This window comes from Nocardia salmonicida, from assembly GCF_036142455.1.
GTDB lineage: Bacteria > Actinomycetota > Actinomycetes > Mycobacteriales > Mycobacteriaceae > Nocardia > Nocardia salmonicida.
On record NZ_CP108014.1, the window covers coordinates 6,800,799 to 6,821,799 of the forward strand.

The window sequence follows — 21,001 nt, forward strand, 5'->3', positions numbered from 1 at the left end:
TCGATGGTCCGACCAGATCGTGTCACCGAACGCTCGTGTCGGTTTCGTCCAAGACAGGGTGGGGAGGGTTCCCTAGGCTGATCGCAGGCAGTTTCCGACGCTGGTATTCAGGAGGATTGTGATGGCACGCGAACTGGTTTACACGGGGTTCATGTCGCTCGATGGTGTGGTTGACTCGCCCGGCGGGAAGGTCGAGGGGCATCGCAGTGGCGGGTGGGTGATGGAGACCGAGTTCGTGCCGGAGGCGTTTTCGCTCAAGGGGGAGGAGCTCGCCGATACCACCGCGCTGATGTTCGGCCGTCGCAGCTACGAGGCGTTCGCTCCGATCTGGCGCGATTCCGAGGATCACGCCGCCTACAAGGATTTGCCCAAATATGTTGTCTCCTCGTCGCTTACCGACGACGCGCTGATCGACGGCTGGGGTGAGATCACCCTCCTGCGCTCGACCGAGGACATCGAAAAGCTCAAGCAGACCGAGGGTGGGCCGATCTACATCCACGGCAGCGCCGCACTGGCGGAGAGCCTTTCGGACGCCGACCTGATCGATCGATACAACTTGCTCGTGTTCCCGGTGCTGCTCGGCGCGGGCAAGAGCCTGTTCGGACGGGCGGATCGACCCAAACAGCAACTGCGCCTGCGTGACTCGGCGACCTACTCCAACGGCGTCGCCAAGCTCGTCTACGACGTCGTGCGCTGAGTGAGATCCAGCGCGATCACACCACTGCCGCCCTCGCGCAGCTGCCGCGCCGTCCGGCCGACGAATCGGCGCAGCGCGCGGGCGAGGTGGGGCTCGTCGTAGTAGCCGAGCTTGTCGACGACATCGCCCGGCATCTCACCCGCGCTCAGCAGTAGCGCCGCGGTGCGCGCCCGCTCGATCTGACGCACCGCGCCCTGGGTGAGGCCCGTCGCCGCCCGGAAGCGACGTTCGAGCGTGCGTTCGGTGATCGCGTGCGCCATGCCACGCATGGTGTCGGCGACCAGGGCATCGCGGACCACGACCTCGTGGTCGACGAGCCGCTGGACCAGCGCCTCCGCATCGTCGACGTGCGGAGTCTCCCAGTGGGCGCCGTCCAGCCAGAAACCCCGGTCGGTGACGTCGGGCAGGACGATCCCGCTGTCGACCAGCGTCGTGGCGGTCACCGCGCGCAGCGAGGTACCGACCGCGAACTGGATGCCGACGAAGTCCGCCCCCTCGGGAACGGGCGCGGTGCCGGTGGCGACTTCGGGTCCGGTGACCGCCGCACAGGGCACGCCCTGCTCCTCCCAGAACACCAATCCCCAGGTCTCGGTCGCCACGGAGGTCATCTCCGCGACCTGCTCACTCCGGCAGGTCCAAACCGACTCCACCCACGGCGAATCCGACCGCCGGGTCTCGAACACCAATCCCACCGCCACGATCCTAATCGCTGCGACGACCATTCGAGCTGATACCAGGGGCGGTCGAGATCGGTACCGAGGCGACTGCAATGCAGTACCGCGGGGTGATGTCGCGCAGCGTGGGCCGTCGATAGGTTGCGGATTGTGCGAAAGGGGCGCCCGATGCGATATGCGATGACAGCCGTAGCGCTTGCTCTGGTCTTGGTAGTCAGTGGCTGTGGTGCCGAGCCCGACACCCTGCAACGCGACGTCGATGCGATAACGGCGCTCGGCACCACCGGAGTGCAGGCCAGAGTTGTGGATGTCGCGGCTGGTACCGATCGGTCCCGGGTGGCGGGGCAGTCGGATGTCATTACTTCGGAACAGGTGTCACCAGTTGGCCATTTCCGGATCGGCAGTCTGACCAAGACGCTGGTCGCGACCGTGGTCCTCATGCTGGTCGGCGAGGGGCGTCTCACGCTCGACGACACTGTTCAGCAGTGGGTGCCGGATACGGTGCACGGCAACGGGAACGACGGAGCCGGCATCACGGTCCGTCAACTTCTGCAGCACACCAGCGGTATTCATGAAAACGCGCCCGAAATGGCGACCGCCGACGACTATTACCGGCTTCGCTATCAGGTGCGCGACCCGCGCGAGACTGTGGCATCGGCCATGCGGCACCCACCCGAGTTCGCACCGGGCACGGGGTGGTCCTACTCCAACGTCGGCTACGTCCTGTTGGGCATGATCATCGAGCGGGCGGTCGACCGTCCCTGGTACGACGAGGTCCGCGCGCGAATCCTCGAACCGCTCGGGCTGCGGGATACCCACTGGCCCGGTGACACGGCAGGACTGCCCACTCCGCACGCGAGGGGTTACCAGCAATTCGAGGTCGACGGGCCGCTGATCGACGTCACCGAGCTGGTGGACGCCGACGCCTCCGCGGGCTATCTCTCCACCACCGCCGATGTGGGCACGTTCTACCGAAGCCTCCTCGGCGGCAAGCTGTTACGGCCCGAGGAACTGGCGCAGATGCGGAAAACAGCGCCGGTCGACGGCGTGATCGAGCAGGTCTGGCCGGGTGCGGGCTACGGTCTCGGCCTGTTCTCGGTGCCGCTGTCCTGTGGCGGCACCTATTGGATGCACAACGGCGGCCAGACCGGCTTTCTCACCAATGTCGGAGTGACCGAGGACGGTAACCGCAGCGCTGTCGTCTCGTTGTCGGCCACTCTCGCGGTCGGGGAAGATGTCCCGCACAGCAAGGGATTCGCGCAACTGCGCGCGGCGGAAGAATTGGTGGACCACGCACTCTGCGAAAACCGAGGCGGGTCTGGCGCCGAGCGGTGATCGGGAGCACAGTGGGTGCGAACGAGAGGATCGCCAATGAACGTCCGTACTCGCAGATTCGGCCTTGCCGTGGTGTTCGGCGCCGTGCCGACCATGATCATGGCCGCGCCGCACGCGACCGCCGCGGTCACCGGAGTGAGCGTGGAGCAGCCGGCCGAAGGACTCCGTACCGGGTGCGCCTATACGGTGACCGTCGGGGTCGACGCACCGGTTTCCGAGGCAGGCGAGGTGACTGTCGGTATCAGCGGCGGTTCGGTCCCCGGCAATGGTGAGCGGCTCGGGGTTGCCGTCTATCACCCGGAGAACGGCACCGCGACTTTCGAGTGGACCCCGGTGTACTCCGGCAGCCAAAACGTCTTCGCCCAGCAGTTCAAACCCGGGCAGGTCACCTCTACGGGGTACGTGACGGTCGAGGTCGTTGGGCGCGGTGTGAACACCGGAAGCTCCTGCCTGCCGCTCCCATAGACGCCGAACATGGACAGCTGGGAAACGGCCTGGTCGTAGTCCAGATGTAGCGGGTCTGAGTGGCGTCGCTGGGCCTGTCGGCAACGCTCAGGCGGCGACAAATCCAGTAGGCGTATCAGTCCGGTACTATGCATTTAGATGGTTAATAGCCATCTAAATGCATACTCTTACCGGAAGGTGTGGTGCTGATGGCTGAGCATCGCAGCACCGTGCTGCCCAGTGAACTCTGGCGAGCACCCCTTCGAACGCTGCGGCCGCAGGACTTGGCCGACATCTACGCACAACCGGGCCCCGAGATCGCGCGGCTCGTGGAACGGGGCGTGCTGCACCGCGTTGCCCACGGCTATTACGTGCTCGTCGCGCCGGACCATGTCGGTCGGCCCTGGCTGCCCGCCCTGGAAGCTGTCGCCGCGGGTATCGCGACGTCTATATACGGGCCGGCTCACGCCATTGTCATGGGAATCAGCGCGGGGCGCCTGCTAGGAGCCGTGCCGCGTGCGCTGGCGACCGCGATTGTGGCTGTTCCGCGCCAGCATCGGCCGATCGCACTGACCGATCGCCGCGCCCGAGTCCAGTTTGTTCGCCGCGATACCGAAGCACTCGACGCCGAGCGTATCGAAACGCCGCTGGGCCCCGCGCTGGTCACGACGCCGGAGCAGACCGTGCTCGATCTGGCCCGACGGCCGGAGCTGGGCAGTGCCGAGATGGAGGTTCGTCCGGCGATCGATACGCTCTACCGCCGTAGCGATCCGGTGAGACTCGCGCAGCTTGCTACTGACCAGCGCCTCGGTGCGGCGCTTCGACGCGCGCAGAGCTGGGTGGGTGCATGAGGTTCGACGAACGCGACAGCGTCGCAGTGCAATTCGGTGTTTCCCCCGAGCAGGTCGAACGCGACCATCTGATCTCCCATCTACTGGCGGCAATCAGCGAAAGGTTCGGCGAGCGGCTGTACTTCATCGGCGGAACCGCCCTAGCCCGTACACATCTGGTGAGTGGCAGGCTCAGCGAAGATATCGATCTGGTCGCCTTGGACAACCGGACAGTGCTGGCAGCTGAACTCGACGCTTCTTTACCGCGATCGGTCGCACGAAGCTATGGTCGGCTGGAATGGGCGCCGTCGTTGAGCACTGTCCCGGATACCGGGGCCGCCCACCTTCGCTCCGCGGCCGGTGTTTCGGTCAAAATTCAGTTGCTGTCGGCACATGGCAGACCGGTGTGGCCGACCGAACTCCGCGACCTCGAGCAGCGCTACACCGACGTGGCACCGGCCGAGCTTCTCGTGCCCACGCTGCCGGCTTTTGTCGCAGGGAAGACTGTGACATGGCATGACCGGCACGCATCACGCGACCTGTGGGACCTGTGGGCGCTGAACGGCGTCGGCGCGATCGACGACACTGCGGGAGAGTTGTACCGGAGGTTTGGCCCGACCAACCGGCTGCCCGCCCCGCAGGTGTTCGACCGAGCACCGAACGAAGACGACTGGAACGCACAACTGGCCGGCCAGACTCGGCTGACGATCAACGCCGAGACCGCGCTGTCCGCGGTTCGGGCGGCGTGGGCGCGAATTCCGTACAGCCGCTGAGCTGCGGCACCTGGGTGAACGCTGTTCTGTCACTCATCTACGACCGAGAAGCTGTGCTGGTGGAGGTTGGTGCCCTCGGCAGGACACACAAAACATGGGCAACCGGAAGACACCTGGTCATCGCGGATTTCTACACGATCTAGCGATCCCGGTTCGCCGGTGCCGATCCTATCGCGTTCCCATCTCCGATGGCGGGCACATCGGAGATGGGAACGCGCGTGACCTGGGCAGTTGTACTGGTCAGCTGATTATTGAGGCGGTTTTCGCACTTGATTGAGGGGAAAGGACCGGATCTCACCAGCTGCGCCCCCGGTGGCCCCAGCTCTTCTCGCTACCCCGGATAACAGGATCGTTTTCCGGGGTAGCGCTTGTCGGGGCATGCGGAGTGCTGTGGGTTACTTTCCGCTGTAGACGGGGAAGACGCTGTGCTCGCCGTAGTCGCGGGCGCGCAGATTCCGCAGTGTGCTCATGTCGTCGTCGTTGATCTCGAAGTCGAGTTGGGCGTTGCTGCGCATGTGGTCGGGGTTGGCGGTCTTGGGGAGGGCGACGGTTTCCAGTTGCAGGGTGTATCGGATGCACAGCTGTGGAACGCTGACCCCGTATCGGGCGGCAATCGCCGCGACGTCGGGGTTGTTCAGGATTTCCCCGTGAGCGATGGGTGAGTACGCCTCGACGAGGATGTTGTTGTCCTGGCAGCAGGCGATCAGCTCGGTCGGGGTGTTGCCTGCGTGGACGAGTAGCTGGTTCACCTGCGGGGTGACGGTGCAGGTCGAGAGGATGTTGTCGAGGTCGTGCCGCTCGAAGTTGGAGACGCCGATCGAGCGGAGTTTGCCGGCCTGATAGGCGTTTTCGAGCGCACGCCATGCCTCGCGGTTGCCCTCGGCGTAGTCCCCGCCGCGGAAGTCGTTCCAGGGCTGGGGGCTGTGGATCAGCATGAGATCGACGTGGTCCAGGTCGAGGGTGGCCAGCGATGCGTCGATCGCGGCGACGGCTCGGTCGTAGTCCTTGATCTCGGCGGCGAGCTTGGTGGACACGAACAGCTCCTCGCGTGAGAGGCCGCTGGCACGGACCCCGTCGCCGACGCCGCCCTCGTTGCCGTATGCCTGCGCGGTGTCGATGTTGCGGTAGCCGATCCCGATCGCCGCCTCGACCGCGTCGGCGGCGGAGTCGTCGTCGATAAACCAGGTGCCCAGGCCCAGTTTCGGGATCTCGACACCGTTGGACAGTGTGTATGTCTCGTTCAGGATGGTCATGCGTGGTCTCCGTTCGTCGCCGGCAGCTCGCTGTATACCTCGTCGGTGACCGGTTCGAGCCATTCGTTGCTGACGTTGTTGCCCGGGGTGATGAAGGCGAGGTGGGAGAACCACGAGTCGGCCTTCGCCCCGTGCCAGTGTTTGGTGCCCGCCGGAACGCGGATGGTCGTTCCCGGCTCCATACTGACCGGTTCCTCGCCCTCGGTCTGGTACCAGCCGGACCCTGCTGTGCACAGCAGGATCTGGTCGCCGCCGCCGTCGGTGCCGTGGTGGATGTGCCAGTTGTTGCGGCAGCCGGGCTCGAAGGTGATGTTGGCGACGGGAACGCTCCCTGCGGTCAACGGAGCGTTGTAGCTCTGGCCGATGAAGTATTGCGCGTAGGCGTCGTTGGGTTCCCCGATCGGAAAGATCTGGTCGAATCCGTTGGTGCTCACCGTGTCTCCTGTTCTGCGCTTCGTGAAAGGGCGTCGCCAGGCGTCGAGCTGTGTATCGGCGCCAGGGCGTAGGCAGCTGGGTTGTTATTCAGTCGCCGAAGACCTGTTTCGCGACAGTCATGGCGCTCATGCCGTTGGGCCAGCCGGTGTAGAAGGCGAGGTGGGTGATCGCTTCTTTCAGTTCGGTCTCGGTGACGCCGTTCTGTCGGGCGTAGTCGAGGTGGAAAGTGAGCTGATCGGTCTTGCCCATCGCGGTGAGCGCGGCGACGGTGATCAGGCTTCGGTCACGTTTGGACAGGTCCTCGCGTTCCCATACCTCGTCGAAGAGGACCTTGTCGGTGTAGTGGGCCAGTCCGGGCGCGAAGTCGCCGAACGCGTCGTGCCCGCCGGTCCAGCCGGTGCTGTGCTCCTGAGTCATTGCTCGTCCTTTCGTTGTCGGTGCCAGGCCCTGGCCCGTGCGTGCGGGGGATCGCCTCGAACACTGCTGGGGATCAGGCCAGGTTCTGGGTGTAAAAGGCGGTGAGTTTGTCGAAGGGGATGAGTTCGGTGCGGTCGTAGAGGTCGACATGTCCGGAGCCGGGCACGATCACCAGTTCCTTGCGGTCACCGGCGAGGCGGTATGCCTCTTCGCTGAACTCGCGGGAGTGGGCGTTCTCGCCGGTGATGAACAGCATCGGGCGCGGGGAGATGGTCTCGATATCGTTGAACGGGTAGAAGTTCATGAACTTGGTGTTGCTCGACAGGGTCGGGTGGGTGGTGGTGTCGGCGGTGGCGCCTTCGGGTGTGACCGCGCCGCGCTGGGTGCGGTAGAAGTCGTAGAACTCGCGCTCGACCGGGGTGGAGTTCGCGGTCAGTTCGTGCACGGTGCCGCCGGTGTATTCGGTTGGTCCGCCACGGAATTCGACGTCGCGCCGAGCGGCGGCCTGGGCGATGACCTGCTGACGCTGTTCGGGGGTGACCGAGTGGCCCAGCCCGTTGCGGTTGGCCGCGCCCATGTCGTACATGCTGACGGTCGCCACGGCCTTGATCCGAGGGTCGATCTTGGCGGCGGAGATGACGAAACTGCCGCTGCCGCAGATGCCGAGCGCGCCGATGCGTTCGGGGTCGACGGTGTCCTGGGTGCGCAGGTAGTCGACTCCAGCGGAGAAGGTTTCGGTGTAGATGTCAGGGGCCACCGCATTGCGCGGGTTGCCGTCGCTGCTGCCCCAGAACGCGGTATCCAGGGCGAGGGTGACGAAGCCTTGCTCGGCCATCTTGGTGGCGTAGAGGTTGGCCGATTGTTCCTTGACCGCGCCCATGGGGTGCCCGACGACCATGGCGGCGGCGCGGGTGTCGGGGGCGAGGTTCTTGGGGACGAACAGGTTGCCGGTGACGTCCATCTGGTACTGGTTCTTGAACGTCACGGGGGTCATGGTGACCTGGTCGCTGGTGTAGAAGTTGTCCGCACCGCGAGACAGGTCCCCGGAAGTCAGGCCCGCGATGGGGGTGACCGGCGCGGCCGAGGTGGTGGTGTCGGCGCCGGAGCATGCCGAGGCCGCCAGGACAGCGAGAGTGGCGATACCGGCTCCGGTGATGCGGGCCCAGCGGCGCGGTGTTGTGGTCGTGGTGTTCATGGTGGTGCTCCTGGTGCGGTGTTCGGAAAGGTCAGAGGGTGAGCAGAGTTTTGATGGCGCGGCGTTCGTCCATGGCCCGATAGCCTTCGGCGGCCTGGTCGAGGGGCAGGGTGAGGTCGAAGACCTTGCCGGGGTCGATGCTGCGGTTCCAGATGCGGTCGATGAGGTCGGGCAGGAACCGGCGAACCGGGGCTGGGCCGCCGAGGAGATGGACTTCGGCGAAGAACAGCTGGTCGGCAGGCAGAGTGACACCGTCGTGGGCGACGCCGACGTAGCCGACGTGCCCGCCGGGGCGGGTGGAGTTGATGGCCTGCATCATCGATTCCTGCGTACCGACGGCTTCGATGACGCCATGGGCGCCAAGCCCGTTCGTGAGGTCCTTGATCGCGGCGACGCCTTCATCACCGCGGGCTTCGACGATGTCGGTGGCGCCGAACTCGCGGGCCAAGGCCTGGCGGTCGGCGTGGCGGGACATGGTGATAATGCGTTCGGCGCCGAGCTGTTTCGCAGCGAGCACACCCATCAACCCGACGGCGCCGTCGCCGACGACGGCGATGGTCTTGCCAGGTCCGGCGGCTGCGGCATCGGCGGCGAACCAGCCGGTACCGAGTACGTCGGATGCTGCCAGCAGCGACGGGATCAGCTCGGGTTCGGGCATCGTCGGCGTCGCGACGAGAGTGCCGTCGGCATAGGGGATCCGGGCGAGTTCGGACTGGGTGCCGATGGCTCCGGCGACGAAAGAACCATGCAAACAACGGGATTGGAATCCAGAGCGGCAGATTTCGCAGGTGTTGTCGGAGATGCAGAACGAGCCGACGACGAAATCACCGACCTTAAGCGTGTGCACGTCGTCACCGACTTCTTCGACAACGCCGACGTATTCGTGACCCATGAGAGTGTGCTCGACCGGTTCGATGCCTCGGTAGGGCCACAGGTCCGAGCCGCAGATGCAGGTGGCGGTGAGCCGGATGATCGCGTCGGTGGGTTCGATGATCTCGGGGTCTTCACGGTCGACGACGCGTACGTCGCCGGGGGCGTACATGACTACTCCACGCATGGGGTGTCCTCTCGGTTTGGGTCAGCGGGCGGTGTAGCCGCCGTCGACGGGCAGGGCGACGCCGATGACGTAGGAGGCGCCGGGGCTGCACAGCCACAGCACGGCGGCAGCCATTTCCTCAGCGGTGCCCAGGCGGCCGATGGGTTCGTCGGCGGCGGCTTGTGCTGGGTCGAGGTCGCCGGAGTCGAACATCTTGGTGACCATGGGGGTTTCGATGGTGCCGGGGCAGATGGCATTGACGCGGATGCCGCGTGGTGCGTATTCCAGTGCGGCGGAACGGGTCAGGCCGATGACGCCGTGTTTGGCGCCGTGGTAGGCGGCGCGGCCGGGCAACCCGACCAGCCCGCCGAGTGAGGAGCAGTTCACGATCGCTCCGGAGCCCTGTTCGCGCATCTGGGCGAGTTCGTGTTTCATGCACGCCCAGACCCCGCGCAGGTTGATGCCGGTGACCCGGTCGAAAACCTCGCCGGGTTCGTCGGCGGCATCGACGGTGGGGGACTGGATACCGGCGTTGTTGTAGGCGAGGTCCAAGCGCCCGAATGTGGCGACGGTCTCGGCGACGGCGGCAGCGACCTGGTCTTCGTCGGAGACGTCGCAGTGCACGGTGAGTACCTGGTGTCCGGCGGCGCGCAGCTCGGCGGCCGCGGTCTCGAGGGCGGCGTCGTCGACGTCGGTGAGGGTGACTGCGGCTCCGGCCCTGGCGAAGGCGGTCGCGGTGGCCAGGCCCATGCCTGAGGCGGCGCCGGTGACGAAGGCGACCTGTCCGGTGAAGTCGTAGGTGGGATTCACGGCGAGTCCTTTCGGGTCGGTGGTCAGGCGGCGGTGATGGTGAGGGTGGTTCCGGCGGATTCGGCGGTGATCGCTTCCAGGCCGGTCTCGATCTCGCCGATCATCACGATCCCGGGCGAGGGAATGCGGAAGCCGTCTTCGAGGTAGTAGACGGCCAGGTCGTGGCTGGGTGCCCAGTAGCCGAGTTGTCCTGCGCGGTAATCGGATCGGCCTCGTCCGTCGGCGAGTTCGCGGGGCAGAGTGCCGGCCTTCTCCCGGCCGCCGAGGTCGTGGACGGTCATGGTCAGCGGCAGGAGGGACGCGAAGTCGCGGGCGGTGGGATTGTCGTAGAGGCGGGCGGTGACCTCGCCGGCCCCGGTGCTCAGCCGGATCTGCATGTAGGTGTCCTCCTGTGCCGGTGACGTCGTTGTCTGCTCGGTGGCAGACGTGCCCGGCGCCGGTGCGGGTGGGGCGGCGGTGCAGGCCGCGACCGTCATCGCCGCCGTAGTGGTGGTCAGCGCGATCAGGGTGGCGAGCGCTCGCATGCGGCGTCTCCGTTCGGGTCTGTTCGAGCTGGCCATGGCTCAGCTCACTCCGGTCAGGACGGGTTCGGGTTGGTGGCCGGGTCGCGTCGGCGTGTTGTCGCCCTCCCTGCGGCGGCGGGTGCGGGCAAGGACCGCGATCGGGATCAGGGCGGTGGCGGTGAGGAAGGCGCCGAGCACGGCGGGTCCAGTGAGCCCGAGCGCGGTGGACAGGGTGGTCGCGGCCAGCGCGGATCCGGCGGCGGTGCCGAGGTTGAACGCCGCGGTGGCCAGCGAGGACGCCAGCCGCGAACCCGCCCCAGCGAAACGCATGGTCTGGGCGATCAGGACCGGGTTCGCGCCCAGGCCCGTGGCACCGAGCACGATGACTACCGCGACGACGATCGTCGAATGGGCGGCGGTGGCGGCGAGGACGAGCAGCAGGATCGAGGTGAGCGTGATCGCGATGGCGATGGTGCCCAACGGCCACCGGTCACCGACCCGCCCACCCCGGGCGGTTCCGGCGAGCGCGCCGATGCCGAACCCGACCAGGACCAGCGGGACGAGCGTGCTGGGGATTGCGGCGCGGTCGGTCAGCAGCGGGCTGATGAAGCTGTAGGCACCAAGGAAACCTGCTTGGGCCAGCGTGATCGCGGCCAGGACCGCCCACACCCGCCACGGACGGACTGCGGCCATTTCGGCACGCGCCGACACCGGGCTCTCCTCACTGTTGACCGAGAGTGGGGTGAAACGCAGCACGGCGGCGATGGCGGGTACTGCCAGGGCGGCCAGTATCCAGAACGGACCGCGCCAGCCGGTGAACTGTCCGGCGAAGGTGCCCAGCGGCACTCCCGCGACAACGGCCAGGCTCAACCCGCCAGACATCACTGCCAGCGCCCGAGCGCTCGCACCCGGCCCGGCGATAGCCGCCGCGACTACAGCACCGGTCGCCCAGAATGTGCCGGTCGCCAGCGCGGTCACCACCCGAGAGACCGTGACGACGGTGAACGAGTCACTCACTGCGGCCACCACATGCCCGGCGGCGAAGACCGCCAGCGCACCGATCAGAGTGGCCCGAGCGGGAAGCCGCAGCGTGGCCAGCGCCATCACCGGCGGCCCGATGATCATCCCGACCGCGAACGCGGTCACCAGCAGTCCGGCGCGGGCGATGTCGACACCGAGGTCGGCAGCCACATCCGGCAGCAGTCCGGCGATCATGAACTCGGTCGTGCCCATCAGGAAGATCCCGGCGGCCAGCACATATACCAGTACCGGCAACCGAGTCCCGGTTGCGGGCCGGTCGATCCGCGACGTGCTCATCTCACCTCGTCGATGTCGAAGGATTGGGGATTGGAGCTCTCGGCTCCGCAACCCATGCAACGCCCCGAACTCAGGTTGTGGGAGGCGAGGATCAGGGGGGTGCTGGCAGCACCCCCCTCACAGCACCTGGCAAACACGCAGGCAGGCGGCCTAGCCTCGAACTCATGGAGTCGAGCAACCGAGCTGCCGAGATCGGCCAGTTCCTGGCCTCACGCCGCGCCAAGATCACCCCCGGACAGGTCGGGCTGCCGGTCTACGACGCCGCCAAACGCCGCGTCCCTGGCCTTCGCCGCCAAGAGGTCGCCACCCTGGCCGGACTCTCGGTCGACTACTACACCCAGATCGAACGCGGCAAGGTCAACAGCGTCTCCGAATCTGTCATCGACGCCATCGCCCGCGCCCTCGAACTCGACGACGCCGAACGCTCACATCTGTTCGACCTGCACCGCAACGCCCTGATCAGCCCACAACGCCGCCCCCGCCGCACCGCCAAAACGGTCCGGCCCGGCGTGCAGGCCCTACTCGACAGCTACAACGGGCCCGCGTTCGTCCGCAACGCCCGCCACGACCTCGTCGCGGCCAACCCGCTCGGCTACGCCTTCTACAGCCCGCTCTACCCCGACCCCCTCGCACCCGAGGTCACCAAACCGGTCAACTTCGTCCGGTTCTGCTTCCTGGACCCTCGCGCCCACGACTTCTACCCCGACTGGAACCACATGGCCGACGGCTCGGTCAACCTGCTGCGCACCGACGCCGGACGCGACCCCTACGACCGAGGCATCTCCGACCTGGTCGGCGAACTGTCCACCCGCAGCGAGGAATTCCGCACCCGCTGGGCCAAACACAATGTGCGCCTGCACTACACCGGAACCAAGAACTTCCACCACCCCGTCGTCGGCGACATCGCCATCGACTACGAAACCATGCCCCTGCCCGCCGACCCCGGCTTGGTCCTCACCTTCTACACCGTGCAACCCGCCACTCCCTCAGCTGACGCGATGGCACTGCTCGGCGCATGGGCCGCCACCAATATCCACCCACCGGCACACGCGGACCCCGCCATCAACGTGGGCGACTAAAATGCCGGTGCTGCGCAGGCCAAGGCCACACTGTTGAGTCGGATGCAGGATCGCGGCGATACCGATCCGTGCTGAATCCGGTGTCGCCCCGGTTTCCCGGTCCTCGTCTGCCGACGGTTCGTGCTAGGAAGTGGTTCCCCTTGCGCGTTCGCGGCGGAAATGGGGCCTGGACCACGTTGCGGTTCCCGTAGGGATCGAACCTGCGACGCCAAAATCAGCCTGCCACCTGCGGAGATGCAGGTGGGAGGTGGTGCCCCCGGCAGGATTCGAACCTGCGACCTGCCCTTTAGGACATGGGGTGGGGCCTCGATGGTCTGTGGTGCCCTCGGCAGGATTCGAACCTGCGACCTGCCCTTTAGGACATGGGGTGGGGCCTCGATGGTCTGTGGTGCCCTCGGCAGGATTCGAACCTGCGACCTACCCTTTAGGAGAGGGTTGCTCTATCCCCTGAGCTACGAAGGCGTGGCAGCCTCGGCTGGCCGAGCTGAGTATAGCGTGGGGCCGGGCTCGGTGGAGTAGGCCCGTTGGGTGGAGATCAGAAGGCGTCGAAACCGCCGCCGCCGCTGTCGAAGCCACTGCCGCTGTCGAAACCGCCTGAGCTGTCGAAACCGGTATCGGAGTTGCCGGGGTCGTATCCGCCCTGGTCGTATCCGGGATCGGCGGCGACGTCGCCGGTGCCGTCCTCGAACGCCTGCGCGTCGTAGCCGACCCCGCCCATTCCGGCGAACATCGTCGTGAACAGCAGGGCCGACCCCGCACCCCAGGCTCCCGCGATCAGCGCGGGCTTCCACCACGGCTCGGAGTACCACCCGGCCGGGACAGGACGACCCGCCACGCGACCGCCGGGGAAGTAGTTCGGGGTGCCTGCCGAGGGGGAGGGCGACGCGGTGACCGTGCGGCCGTTGTGGGCGACGGTGCGCTTCTCGTCGACCTGGCCCGCGATGTCCTGGCCTGCGATGGCCGGGATCGGCGGGCCGGGGTCCATGTCCATCGCGGTGCGGGCGGCGCGAATGTAGTAGAGGCCCTCCAGGGCGGACTGCTTGGCCAGTTGGGCTTGCACGGGCAAGCTCGCGCGGTCGATCTGGCCGCCTGCGGCGTTGTACCGCTCGGACGCGTCGGCCAACGCCTGCCGGGCCGCTTCGTTGCTCGGCGACAGCTGGTAGACCTGCCCGCCGAGCCGCTCGATAGTCGCCCTCGCGTCGGCCTGTGCCTCCTCGAGCTCGCGCGCGTTGCGCTTGTTCTGTTCGGCACGCAGGTACAGCAGAGCGCCCACCGACACGATCACGATCACGATCAACCACCACAGCATCGCGCGCCTCATTTCGTCGAGGTCTCGAGATGCTGTTCAGTTTACTGATCAGTTGCCCAAACGCGCTAACCAGCGATGATCAGTGCATTACAGATTAGCTACCCTGCCAGATGCCGAGCGATGACCAGGCGCTGGATCTGATTGGTCCCTTCGAAGATCTGCATGACCTTGGCTTCGCGCATGTAGCGCTCGACCGGGAAGTCCTGGGTGTAGCCGTAGCCGCCGAAGACCTGGACCGCGTCGGTGGTCACCTTCATGGCCGCATCGGTGGCGACGAGTTTGGCGACCGAGGCCTGCCGGGAGTAGGGCAGGCCGGCGTCGCGGCGGCGGGCGGCGTCGAGGTAGGTGGCGCGGGCGGTGTCGACGGCCGCCGCCATGTCGGCGAGGACGAAGCCGAGGCCCTGATGGTCGATGATCTTGCGGCCGAAGGCTTCTCGTTCCTTGGCGTAGGCCACCGCTTCGTCGAGCGCGCGCTGGGCGACACCGGTGGCGACGGCGGCGATGCCGAGGCGGCCCGCGTCGAGGGCGCTGAAGGCGATCGAAAGTCCCTGTCCCTCTTCGCCGATGCGACGTTGCGCGGGCAGGAAGGCGTCGTCGTAGGCGGCGGTGGTGGTGGGGATGCCGCGCAGGCCCATCTTCTCCTCGGGCTTGCCGAAGCTCAGGCCCGCGGTGTCGGCGGGGACCAGGAAGCAGGAGATGCCGCGCGAACCCTCGCCGGTGCGGGCGAACAGGGTGTAGAAGTCGGCGCGGCCACCGTTGGTGATCCAGGCCTTGGTGCCGTTGAGGTTGTAGCCGCCGTCGACGGGGGTGGCGCGGCAGCGCAGCGCGGCCGCGTCGGAACCGGCGTTGGCCTCGGAAAGGCTGTAGGCGCCGATGGTTTCACCCGAGAGCATGCCGTCGAGCCACTGCTGCTTCTGCTCGTCGGTGCCGTAGGTGAACAGCGGATGGCAGGACAACCCGTGCACGCTCACCGCCACGGCGACGGCGGCCCAGCGGCTCGCGATTTCCTCGAGCACCTGCAGGTACACCTCGTACGGCTGCGCGCCGCCACCGAATTCCTCCGGGTACGGCAGGCTGAGCAACCCGGCCGCGCCGAGCGCCGGAAACACGCCGTCCGGGAAGACTCCGGTCTTCTCGCTGTCGGTGACACGCGGCTCGAGCACCTTGTCGGCGATGTCGCGGGTCAGTTCGATCAGCTCACGTGCCTCGTCGGTGGGCAACATCCGGTCTACAGCCATGCTCATGACAGTACGCTGAGCACTGAATTGCGTGCAATGTGACATGTAATTTTATAGCCCTATACTGGAGTTATGTCTGCGCTGCCACCGAACAAGCATCAGGAGAAGAGTCTGCGGACCCGGACGCTGCTGCTCGATGCCGCCATCGAGAGTCTGGCCGAGGTCGGCTACGCGGGCGCCTCCATCGCCGACATCACGGCCAGGGCAGGCGTGACGCGTGGTGCGCAGCTGCATCAGTTCCACACGCGCGGTGAACTGTTCGCTCAGGCCATCGGCCATCTCACCGATCGTCAGCGAGAAGCGATGCTGCGCAAGGCGAAAGCGGTGCCGGACGGCACGTCGGCGGGTGCTGTGCTGGTGGAGTTGGTTACCGCTACCTTCGCGGGCAAGCTCGGTCGTGCCGCGGTGGAGCTGTATGTGGGAATCGCCAACGACGCGGCGCTGCGCCGCGAAATGCTGCGGGTGCAGCACGAACTCACCGTCGAGCTGCTCGACCGCTGTGCCGGGCTGATCGACCCCGCCATCACCGGTGAGCGCTTGGAGAGCACCTTCTGGCTCACCATCAACCTGGTCCGTGGCGCCACTCTCGACGAGATGGTCGGACGTGACCGCGTTCGTCGCAAACAAGTGCTGGCCGACTGGACCGCGCTCGCCGAGATCGCTTTGCGCTGAGCGGATCCGGTCGCGACGGGGCGATCGCGCAGATAACTAATCGCCGGTGGGCAGCGACTCGGCGTAGGTCCTGAGCATGTCTTCGATCAAGGTGAGGATCGAGGCATCCAGGTCCGGGCGGGCGTAGACGGGGCGGACGATCGCCTCGCCCGAAAACAGGTGCAGGAGCAAGAAGAAGACGGATTCTCGAAGCTTGTCGGGGAACTGGCTCAGTACGCCGGTCTGCTCGACGCCGTCGACCATCGCGGCGTAGTAGCTCGCCACTGTCGGCTCGATGCGCGCGCGCAATTCGGCATCGGATCGGGCGGCGAGGTAGATCTCACGCAGCGCGTGGGTGATGTTGGAGGATTGGGCCTCGCGCAGGAATCGCAGGGCGGTGTCGAGCGAATCCTCTTGTGCGCCCATGTGTTCCATCAGCGTTCGGAACGCGGCGAGTTGGCGAGCGAAGACTTCGTCCGCGGTCCGCACGATCAGGTCCAGCCTGCTGTCGAACTGGCGGAACATCGCGCCGACGGACAGTCCGGCGCGCCCGCAGATTTCTTGGACGGTAGTGCGCTGATACCCCAGCTCGCCGATCGCCGCGATCGTGGCGTCGACGAGTTTGGCCACCGTCGCGGCACGGCGTTGCTCCTGAGTGCGGCGTGGGCGTGGGGTAGCGGCGGTCATGGCCGATCATCCTGCCGTTCGGGCGGTCGTCGGCGATCCCCGGGGGACGTGATCGTTGACACAGTGACTCTCCTCGTCCTACAGTCGTCCCACTTAGGAAACAATCACTCTCTTTTCGTGGTCGGCATCCGCCACCACCTGGGGATTCGAGGAGCCGAATATGAAGATCGCCACCACTGGCAGGGTGCTCGCAGGGGTGTGCCTGGCCCTGATCGCCGGGCTCACGGTCGCGACCTGCCCCGCCGTGGCGAGTCCGGCCGTGGCGGATCCGGTGCCGGTGGCCCCGCCGCTGCCGTTCCCGGTGCCGCCCGCACCGCCGTTCCTCGACCCCGCCTTCTACAACCCGGACCCGGCGCGGGTGGCCGCGGCCGCACCCGGCGAGATTCTGTCCGCGCGACAGGTGAACCTGGCCAACTTCTGGTTGATACCGCTCGACGTGCGCGCCTGGCAGTTGTCCTACCGCAGCACCGATACCCACGGCGAGGCGATTCCCGCCGTCGCGACGGTGATCGTGCCGCATCGGCCCGCGCCGACGGGGGAGCGCAGTCTGGTCTCCTTCCAGTTCGCCGAGGATTCGTTGTCGCAGAACTGCGCGCCGTCCTACGCCCTGCAGATGGGATCGCTGCCGAACCCGCTCAACAGCGTGATCGGGCTGGAATTCATCGAGGTGCAGTCGATGCTGCAACTCGGGCACGCGGTCGTGGTGCCCGATCATCAGGGCCCCGACGCGGCCTACGCCGTCGGTCCGCTCGGCGGCCGGATCACCCTCGACGGAATTCGCGCCGCGCAGAACTTCGATCGAGCCGGGTTGTCCGGCGCGGCGACCCGCACCGCGATGTGGGGCTACTCCGGCGGTGCGATTCCCACCGCGCATGCCGCCGAACTACAGCCGGAGTACGCGCCCGAACTGAACCTGGTCGGCTCGGCGACCGGCGGCCTGCTCGCCGATATCCGGGCCGCCGTGGACTACAACAACGCGACGTCGACCTTCGGCGGCGCCGTGCTCGGCGGCCTGTTCGGTGTCGCTCGCGAATATCCCGTAGTCGACCGATTCATCGAGCAGTACATGAACTCGCTCGGCAAGGGTCTGCGCGTGGTGCACGAAGAGCAATGTGTCGCGGTGCAATTCGCGGCGTTCCCGTTCGTGAACATCAAGGGCCTCTTCGACTACCCCGGCGACCCGATGCGCGCTCCCGAAATGCAGACGGTGCTCGACGAACTGACCCTCGGAAACCGTGGCACCCCGACCGCCCCGCTCTACATCTACCAGGCGCCGCTGGACGAGGCGATGCCGATCAACGCCGTCAACAAGCTCTACGACACCTACTGCCAGGATCCGGCCGCGACGGTCTCCTACACCCGCGACCTGTTCAGCGAACACGGCATCGCGGCCGTCTCGGGCGCGGGCTCGGTCGCGATGTGGCTGAACGACCGACTCAACGGCGTGCCTGCACCGGCAGGCTGCCAAAACCGCGATGTATACAGCCAGATTCTCGATCCCGGTGCCTTCGACGCGTTCGTCGGCGCCCTCGGCCAGACGCTCGCGTCGGCACTGGGCATGCCGGTCTGACGAACCTCGGATCGGTGGATACGGGGGACCGCGGTCGGCGATCTATTATCTGCGCATGAATGCAGATGACCGCTCGCCGCTGGCCGAAGATCAGGTGGGCTTGGTGGTCGAGGTGTTCCGCATGCTGGCCGACCCGACTCGGGTCCAGGTCCTGTGGGCCCTTGCCGACACCGAACTCTCGGTGAACGAACTGGCGAACCGGGTCGGCAAGCCGGGGCCCTCGGTGTCCCAGCACCTGGCGAAACTGCGCATGGCCCGACTCGTGCGGACCCGCCGAGAGGGCACGACCATCTTCTACAGCCTCGACAACGACCACGTCCGCAGGCTGGTCGTCGACGCTGTGCACAACGCCGAACACGCAGGCCCGGGCGTGCCGTCGCACCATAGCGGCCCCGATGGTCAGCCGCCCCATGAAGTGGCTCCTGGTTCGCGATGACCAGCCGACCTGCAGGAATGTTGTCGGAGGAAACGATTGCGACGTTCAAACCTTTCGGTAACATCCGGTTGTGACGTGGCTCATGCCACGGCAGGGACTTGAAGGAGCACCGATGCTGAGCACCATGCAGGACGACCAGCTCTCGCTGGCCAAACTGCTCAACTATGCCGCAACTTTCCAGGGCGATTCGACTGTGTCCACATGGACCGGTGACGGTGTTCGCACCATGACCTACCGCGAGCTGGGTGCGGATTCGGCTCGGCTGGCCAACGCGCTGCGTGGGCTCGGCATCGAAGAGGGCGACCGCGTCGGCACCTTCATGTGGAACAACAACGAGCACATGGTCGCTTACATCGCGGTGCCCGCGATGGGCTCGGTGCTGCACGCGCTCAACATCCGGCTGTTCCCCGAGCAGTTGGTCTTCGTCGCCAACCACGCCGAGGACAAGGTGGTGCTCGTCGACGGCACGCTGCTACCGCTGTTCGCGCAGTACCTGCCGAACCTGAAGACCGTGCAGCACGTGATCGTCGTCAACGGCGATGCCGCCGCGCTCACCGCGCCCGACGGCGTGACGGTGCACTCCTACCGTGAGCTGCTCGACGCCCAGTCCGCCGACTTCGACTTCCCGGTTGTCGACGAACGCTCCGCTGCCGCAATGTGTTACACCTCCGGCACCACGGGCGACCCGAAGGGCGTCGTCTACTCGCACCGCTCCAACTGGCTGCACGCCATGCAGGTGAACTCGCCCAACGGCATGGGTTTCCAGGGTTCGGACTACGTGCTGGCGATCGTGCCGCTGTTCCACGCCAACGCGTGGGGCCTGCCGTACGCGGCGCTGATGTCGGGCGCGAACGTCCTGATGCCGGACCGCTTCCTGCAGCCCGGCCCGCTGCTGGAGATGATGGCGGCCGAGAAGCCGACCTTCGCCGCCGCGGTGCCCACCATCTGGGGTGGCGTGCTGGCCGCACTGGCCGCCGCGCCGCAGGACATCTCGCACCTTCGCACCGCCGTGGTCGGCGGTTCCGCGGTGCCGCCCGCGATGATGCGCGCGTTCGAGGAGAAGCACGGCGTGCGCATCCTGCACGCGTGGGGCATGACCGAGACCTCCCCACTGGGCAGCGTCGCGCACGCGCCCTCCGGTGTCAGTGAGGACGAGGCCTGGGAATACCGCTACACCCAGGGCCGCTTCCCGGCCAACGTCGAGGCCCGTCTGGTCGGCGACGACGGCAAGGTCGTGCCGAACGACGGTGAGTCCCTCGGCGAGCTCGAGGTCCGCGGCGCGTGGATCACCGGCTCCTACTACTCGCCCACCGGCGCGGAGATCGACCCGGACAAGTTCGACGACGGCTGGTTGCGCACCGGCGATGTCGGCAAGATCAGCCCCAACGGCTACCTCACCCTGGTCGACCGCTCCAAGGACGTCATCAAGTCCGGTGGCGAGTGGATCTCCTCGGTGGACCTGGAGAACTCGGTGATGGGCCACCCGGCCGTCGCCGAGGCCGCCGTCATCGGTGTGCCCGACGAGAAGTGGGACGAGCGTCCGCTGGTCGCCATCGTGCTCGCCGAAGGCGCTGCCGCCGAGGCCACCGAACTGCGTGACTACCTGGCCGACAAGTTCGCCAAGTGGCAGCTGCCCGAGCGCTGGACCTTCATCGCCGAGGTCCCGAAGACCAGCGTCGGCAAGTTCGACAAGAAGCGCCTGCGCGCCCAGTACGCCGAGGGCGAGCTCAACGTCGTCACGGTGTAATCGGAGCGCTGGCGCGCTCGAGTCGCGGCCCTTCGGGCCCCGAAGTAGCAGCAAGAAAGGCGGGCGTGGAATCGCTTCCACGCCCGCCTTTGTGCTGCAATAGCAGCCGCCGAAAAATCAGCAGTTGCGCAGCTCGGGGCTCTGGTTGAGGAGCTGGGCGCGCGGGCTGATGTAGCGGGTGTAGGTCTCCCCGCCGACGGCCGACAGCGGGAACGCCGCGACCCGGTGGCAGTTCTGGAAGGCCAGCTTCACACCGAAATGCCGCTCTAAACCACCGCGAATGGCGTCGGAGGCCAGGGCGCGCAGCAGCTGACCGCGGGCCACCTCGTCCGGCGGCGGCACCCGATTGTCGGCGTACTCATCGGTGCCGGTGCGCAGGTCGTCCGCGACCCGGCTCACCACCTCCCACGCGTAAGGCAGTGAGGTACGGACACATTCGACGAATTCGGCGTCGTCGATATCGCCCTGTTCGGCGCGTTCGAGTAGTGCGGCGGGAACATCGAGGGACATGGCGCTCTCCTCCTGCTTGGGGGGTGGTCGGCGGGATGCGATGCCAGGTCCGAGT

23 protein-coding genes and 1 tRNA gene are annotated in these 21,001 nt (G+C 66.7%); 10 read left to right on the forward strand and 14 right to left on the reverse strand.

Annotated features, from left to right (window positions below):
• Positions 1-121: 121 nt before the first annotated feature.
• Positions 122-697, forward strand: coding sequence for a dihydrofolate reductase family protein (locus OHS03_RS31925; protein ID WP_056818531.1), 576 nt, complete (start codon positions 122-124; stop codon positions 695-697).
• Here OHS03_RS31925 and OHS03_RS31930 read toward each other — a convergent pair.
• Positions 679-1,389, reverse strand: a complete 711-nt coding sequence (locus tag OHS03_RS31930; protein ID WP_328659138.1) for a helix-turn-helix domain-containing protein — start codon at positions 1,387-1,389, stop codon at positions 679-681. The two genes, OHS03_RS31925 and OHS03_RS31930, sit on opposite strands and share 19 nt — an antisense overlap.
• 150 nt (positions 1,390-1,539) lie before the next feature.
• On the opposite strand from OHS03_RS31930, the gene OHS03_RS31935 reads away from it, so the two are divergent.
• From OHS03_RS31935 to OHS03_RS31950, 4 genes are all read left to right on the forward strand, one after another.
• Complete coding sequence (locus OHS03_RS31935; protein WP_328659140.1) at positions 1,540-2,706, forward strand: serine hydrolase domain-containing protein; 1,167 nt, start codon at positions 1,540-1,542, stop codon at positions 2,704-2,706.
• A gap of 36 nt (positions 2,707-2,742) precedes the next feature.
• On the forward strand, positions 2,743-3,171 hold the full coding sequence (locus OHS03_RS31940; protein ID WP_056818527.1) for a hypothetical protein: 429 nt from the start codon (positions 2,743-2,745) through the stop codon (positions 3,169-3,171).
• Between the two features lie 188 nt (positions 3,172-3,359).
• On the forward strand, positions 3,360-4,001 hold the full coding sequence (locus tag OHS03_RS31945; protein ID WP_328659141.1) for a type IV toxin-antitoxin system AbiEi family antitoxin domain-containing protein: 642 nt from the start codon (positions 3,360-3,362) through the stop codon (positions 3,999-4,001).
• Complete coding sequence (locus tag OHS03_RS31950) at positions 3,998-4,753, forward strand: nucleotidyl transferase AbiEii/AbiGii toxin family protein (protein ID WP_328659143.1); 756 nt, start codon at positions 3,998-4,000, stop codon at positions 4,751-4,753. Before OHS03_RS31945 ends, OHS03_RS31950 begins: the two co-directional genes overlap by 4 nt.
• A gap of 395 nt (positions 4,754-5,148) precedes the next feature.
• On the opposite strand, the gene OHS03_RS31955 is transcribed toward OHS03_RS31950, so the two are convergent.
• From OHS03_RS31955 to OHS03_RS31990, 8 genes are all read right to left on the reverse strand, one after another.
• Entirely contained in the window at positions 5,149-6,006 is an 858-nt protein-coding gene (locus OHS03_RS31955) for an aldo/keto reductase (RefSeq protein ID WP_328659146.1), read from the reverse strand.
• Positions 6,003-6,440: a cupin domain-containing protein gene (locus OHS03_RS31960; protein WP_328659149.1), complete on the reverse strand. Its 438-nt coding sequence runs from the start codon at positions 6,438-6,440 to the stop codon at positions 6,003-6,005. Before OHS03_RS31960 ends, OHS03_RS31955 begins: the two co-directional genes overlap by 4 nt.
• An 88-nt stretch (positions 6,441-6,528) precedes the next feature.
• Positions 6,529-6,858, reverse strand: a complete 330-nt coding sequence (locus OHS03_RS31965; RefSeq protein ID WP_328659151.1) for a carboxymuconolactone decarboxylase family protein — start codon at positions 6,856-6,858, stop codon at positions 6,529-6,531.
• A 73-nt stretch (positions 6,859-6,931) separates the two neighbouring features.
• Positions 6,932-8,053 (reverse strand): alpha/beta hydrolase, encoded by a 1,122-nt coding sequence (locus OHS03_RS31970; protein ID WP_328659153.1) that lies wholly within the window; start codon positions 8,051-8,053, stop codon positions 6,932-6,934.
• A gap of 31 nt (positions 8,054-8,084) precedes the next feature.
• Complete coding sequence (locus OHS03_RS31975) at positions 8,085-9,110, reverse strand: zinc-dependent alcohol dehydrogenase family protein (protein ID WP_328659155.1); 1,026 nt, start codon at positions 9,108-9,110, stop codon at positions 8,085-8,087.
• Positions 9,111-9,131: 21 nt separating this feature from the next.
• Complete coding sequence (locus OHS03_RS31980; protein WP_328659157.1) at positions 9,132-9,899, reverse strand: SDR family oxidoreductase; 768 nt, start codon at positions 9,897-9,899, stop codon at positions 9,132-9,134.
• Between the two features lie 23 nt (positions 9,900-9,922).
• Positions 9,923-10,423 carry a cyclophilin-like fold protein gene (locus tag OHS03_RS31985; protein ID WP_328659159.1) on the reverse strand — a complete coding sequence of 167 codons (501 nt, stop codon included), beginning with the start codon at positions 10,421-10,423 and terminating at the stop codon, positions 9,923-9,925.
• A gap of 39 nt (positions 10,424-10,462) precedes the next feature.
• Positions 10,463-11,719 (reverse strand): MFS transporter, encoded by a 1,257-nt coding sequence (locus tag OHS03_RS31990; RefSeq protein ID WP_328659162.1) that lies wholly within the window; start codon positions 11,717-11,719, stop codon positions 10,463-10,465.
• A 164-nt stretch (positions 11,720-11,883) separates the two neighbouring features.
• Here OHS03_RS31990 and OHS03_RS31995 point away from each other — a divergent pair, with 164 nt between their 5' ends.
• On the forward strand, positions 11,884-12,798 hold the full coding sequence (locus OHS03_RS31995; protein WP_328659164.1) for a helix-turn-helix transcriptional regulator: 915 nt from the start codon (positions 11,884-11,886) through the stop codon (positions 12,796-12,798).
• A gap of 386 nt (positions 12,799-13,184) precedes the next feature.
• Here the strand turns inward: OHS03_RS31995 and OHS03_RS32000 are convergent.
• From OHS03_RS32000 to OHS03_RS32010, 3 genes are all read right to left on the reverse strand, one after another.
• Positions 13,185-13,260: transfer RNA gene (locus OHS03_RS32000), tRNA-Arg, on the reverse strand.
• Positions 13,261-13,333: 73 nt separating this feature from the next.
• Complete coding sequence (locus tag OHS03_RS32005) at positions 13,334-14,107, reverse strand: hypothetical protein (protein ID WP_063004769.1); 774 nt, start codon at positions 14,105-14,107, stop codon at positions 13,334-13,336.
• Between the two features lie 98 nt (positions 14,108-14,205).
• Positions 14,206-15,345 (reverse strand): acyl-CoA dehydrogenase family protein, encoded by a 1,140-nt coding sequence (locus OHS03_RS32010; protein ID WP_328664505.1) that lies wholly within the window; start codon positions 15,343-15,345, stop codon positions 14,206-14,208.
• A gap of 72 nt (positions 15,346-15,417) precedes the next feature.
• Between OHS03_RS32010 and OHS03_RS32015 the strand changes: the two genes are divergently transcribed.
• Positions 15,418-16,017, forward strand: a complete 600-nt coding sequence (locus OHS03_RS32015; RefSeq protein WP_328659166.1) for a TetR/AcrR family transcriptional regulator — start codon at positions 15,418-15,420, stop codon at positions 16,015-16,017.
• A 36-nt stretch (positions 16,018-16,053) separates the two neighbouring features.
• Here the strand turns inward: OHS03_RS32015 and OHS03_RS32020 are convergent, their stop codons facing one another.
• Positions 16,054-16,683, reverse strand: coding sequence for a TetR/AcrR family transcriptional regulator (locus tag OHS03_RS32020; RefSeq protein WP_328659167.1), 630 nt, complete (start codon positions 16,681-16,683; stop codon positions 16,054-16,056).
• Between the two features lie 160 nt (positions 16,684-16,843).
• On the opposite strand from OHS03_RS32020, the gene OHS03_RS32025 reads away from it, so the two are divergent.
• The 3 genes from OHS03_RS32025 to OHS03_RS32035 all read left to right on the forward strand — a co-directional run bounded on the left by OHS03_RS32025 (position 16,844) and on the right by OHS03_RS32035 (position 20,436).
• Complete coding sequence (locus OHS03_RS32025) at positions 16,844-18,253, forward strand: lipase family protein (protein ID WP_328659169.1); 1,410 nt, start codon at positions 16,844-16,846, stop codon at positions 18,251-18,253.
• Between the two features lie 55 nt (positions 18,254-18,308).
• A complete protein-coding gene (locus OHS03_RS32030) occupies positions 18,309-18,689 on the forward strand; it encodes an ArsR/SmtB family transcription factor (RefSeq protein WP_328659171.1) in 381 nt (126 codons plus the stop codon).
• 112 nt (positions 18,690-18,801) lie between these two features.
• On the forward strand, positions 18,802-20,436 hold the full coding sequence (locus OHS03_RS32035) for a long-chain fatty acid--CoA ligase (RefSeq protein ID WP_328659172.1): 1,635 nt from the start codon (positions 18,802-18,804) through the stop codon (positions 20,434-20,436).
• Between the two features lie 117 nt (positions 20,437-20,553).
• Here OHS03_RS32035 and OHS03_RS32040 read toward each other — a convergent pair whose 3' ends face one another.
• Positions 20,554-20,946, reverse strand: coding sequence for an SCO5389 family protein (locus OHS03_RS32040; protein WP_062982488.1), 393 nt, complete (start codon positions 20,944-20,946; stop codon positions 20,554-20,556).
• Positions 20,947-21,001: the final 55 nt, after the last annotated feature.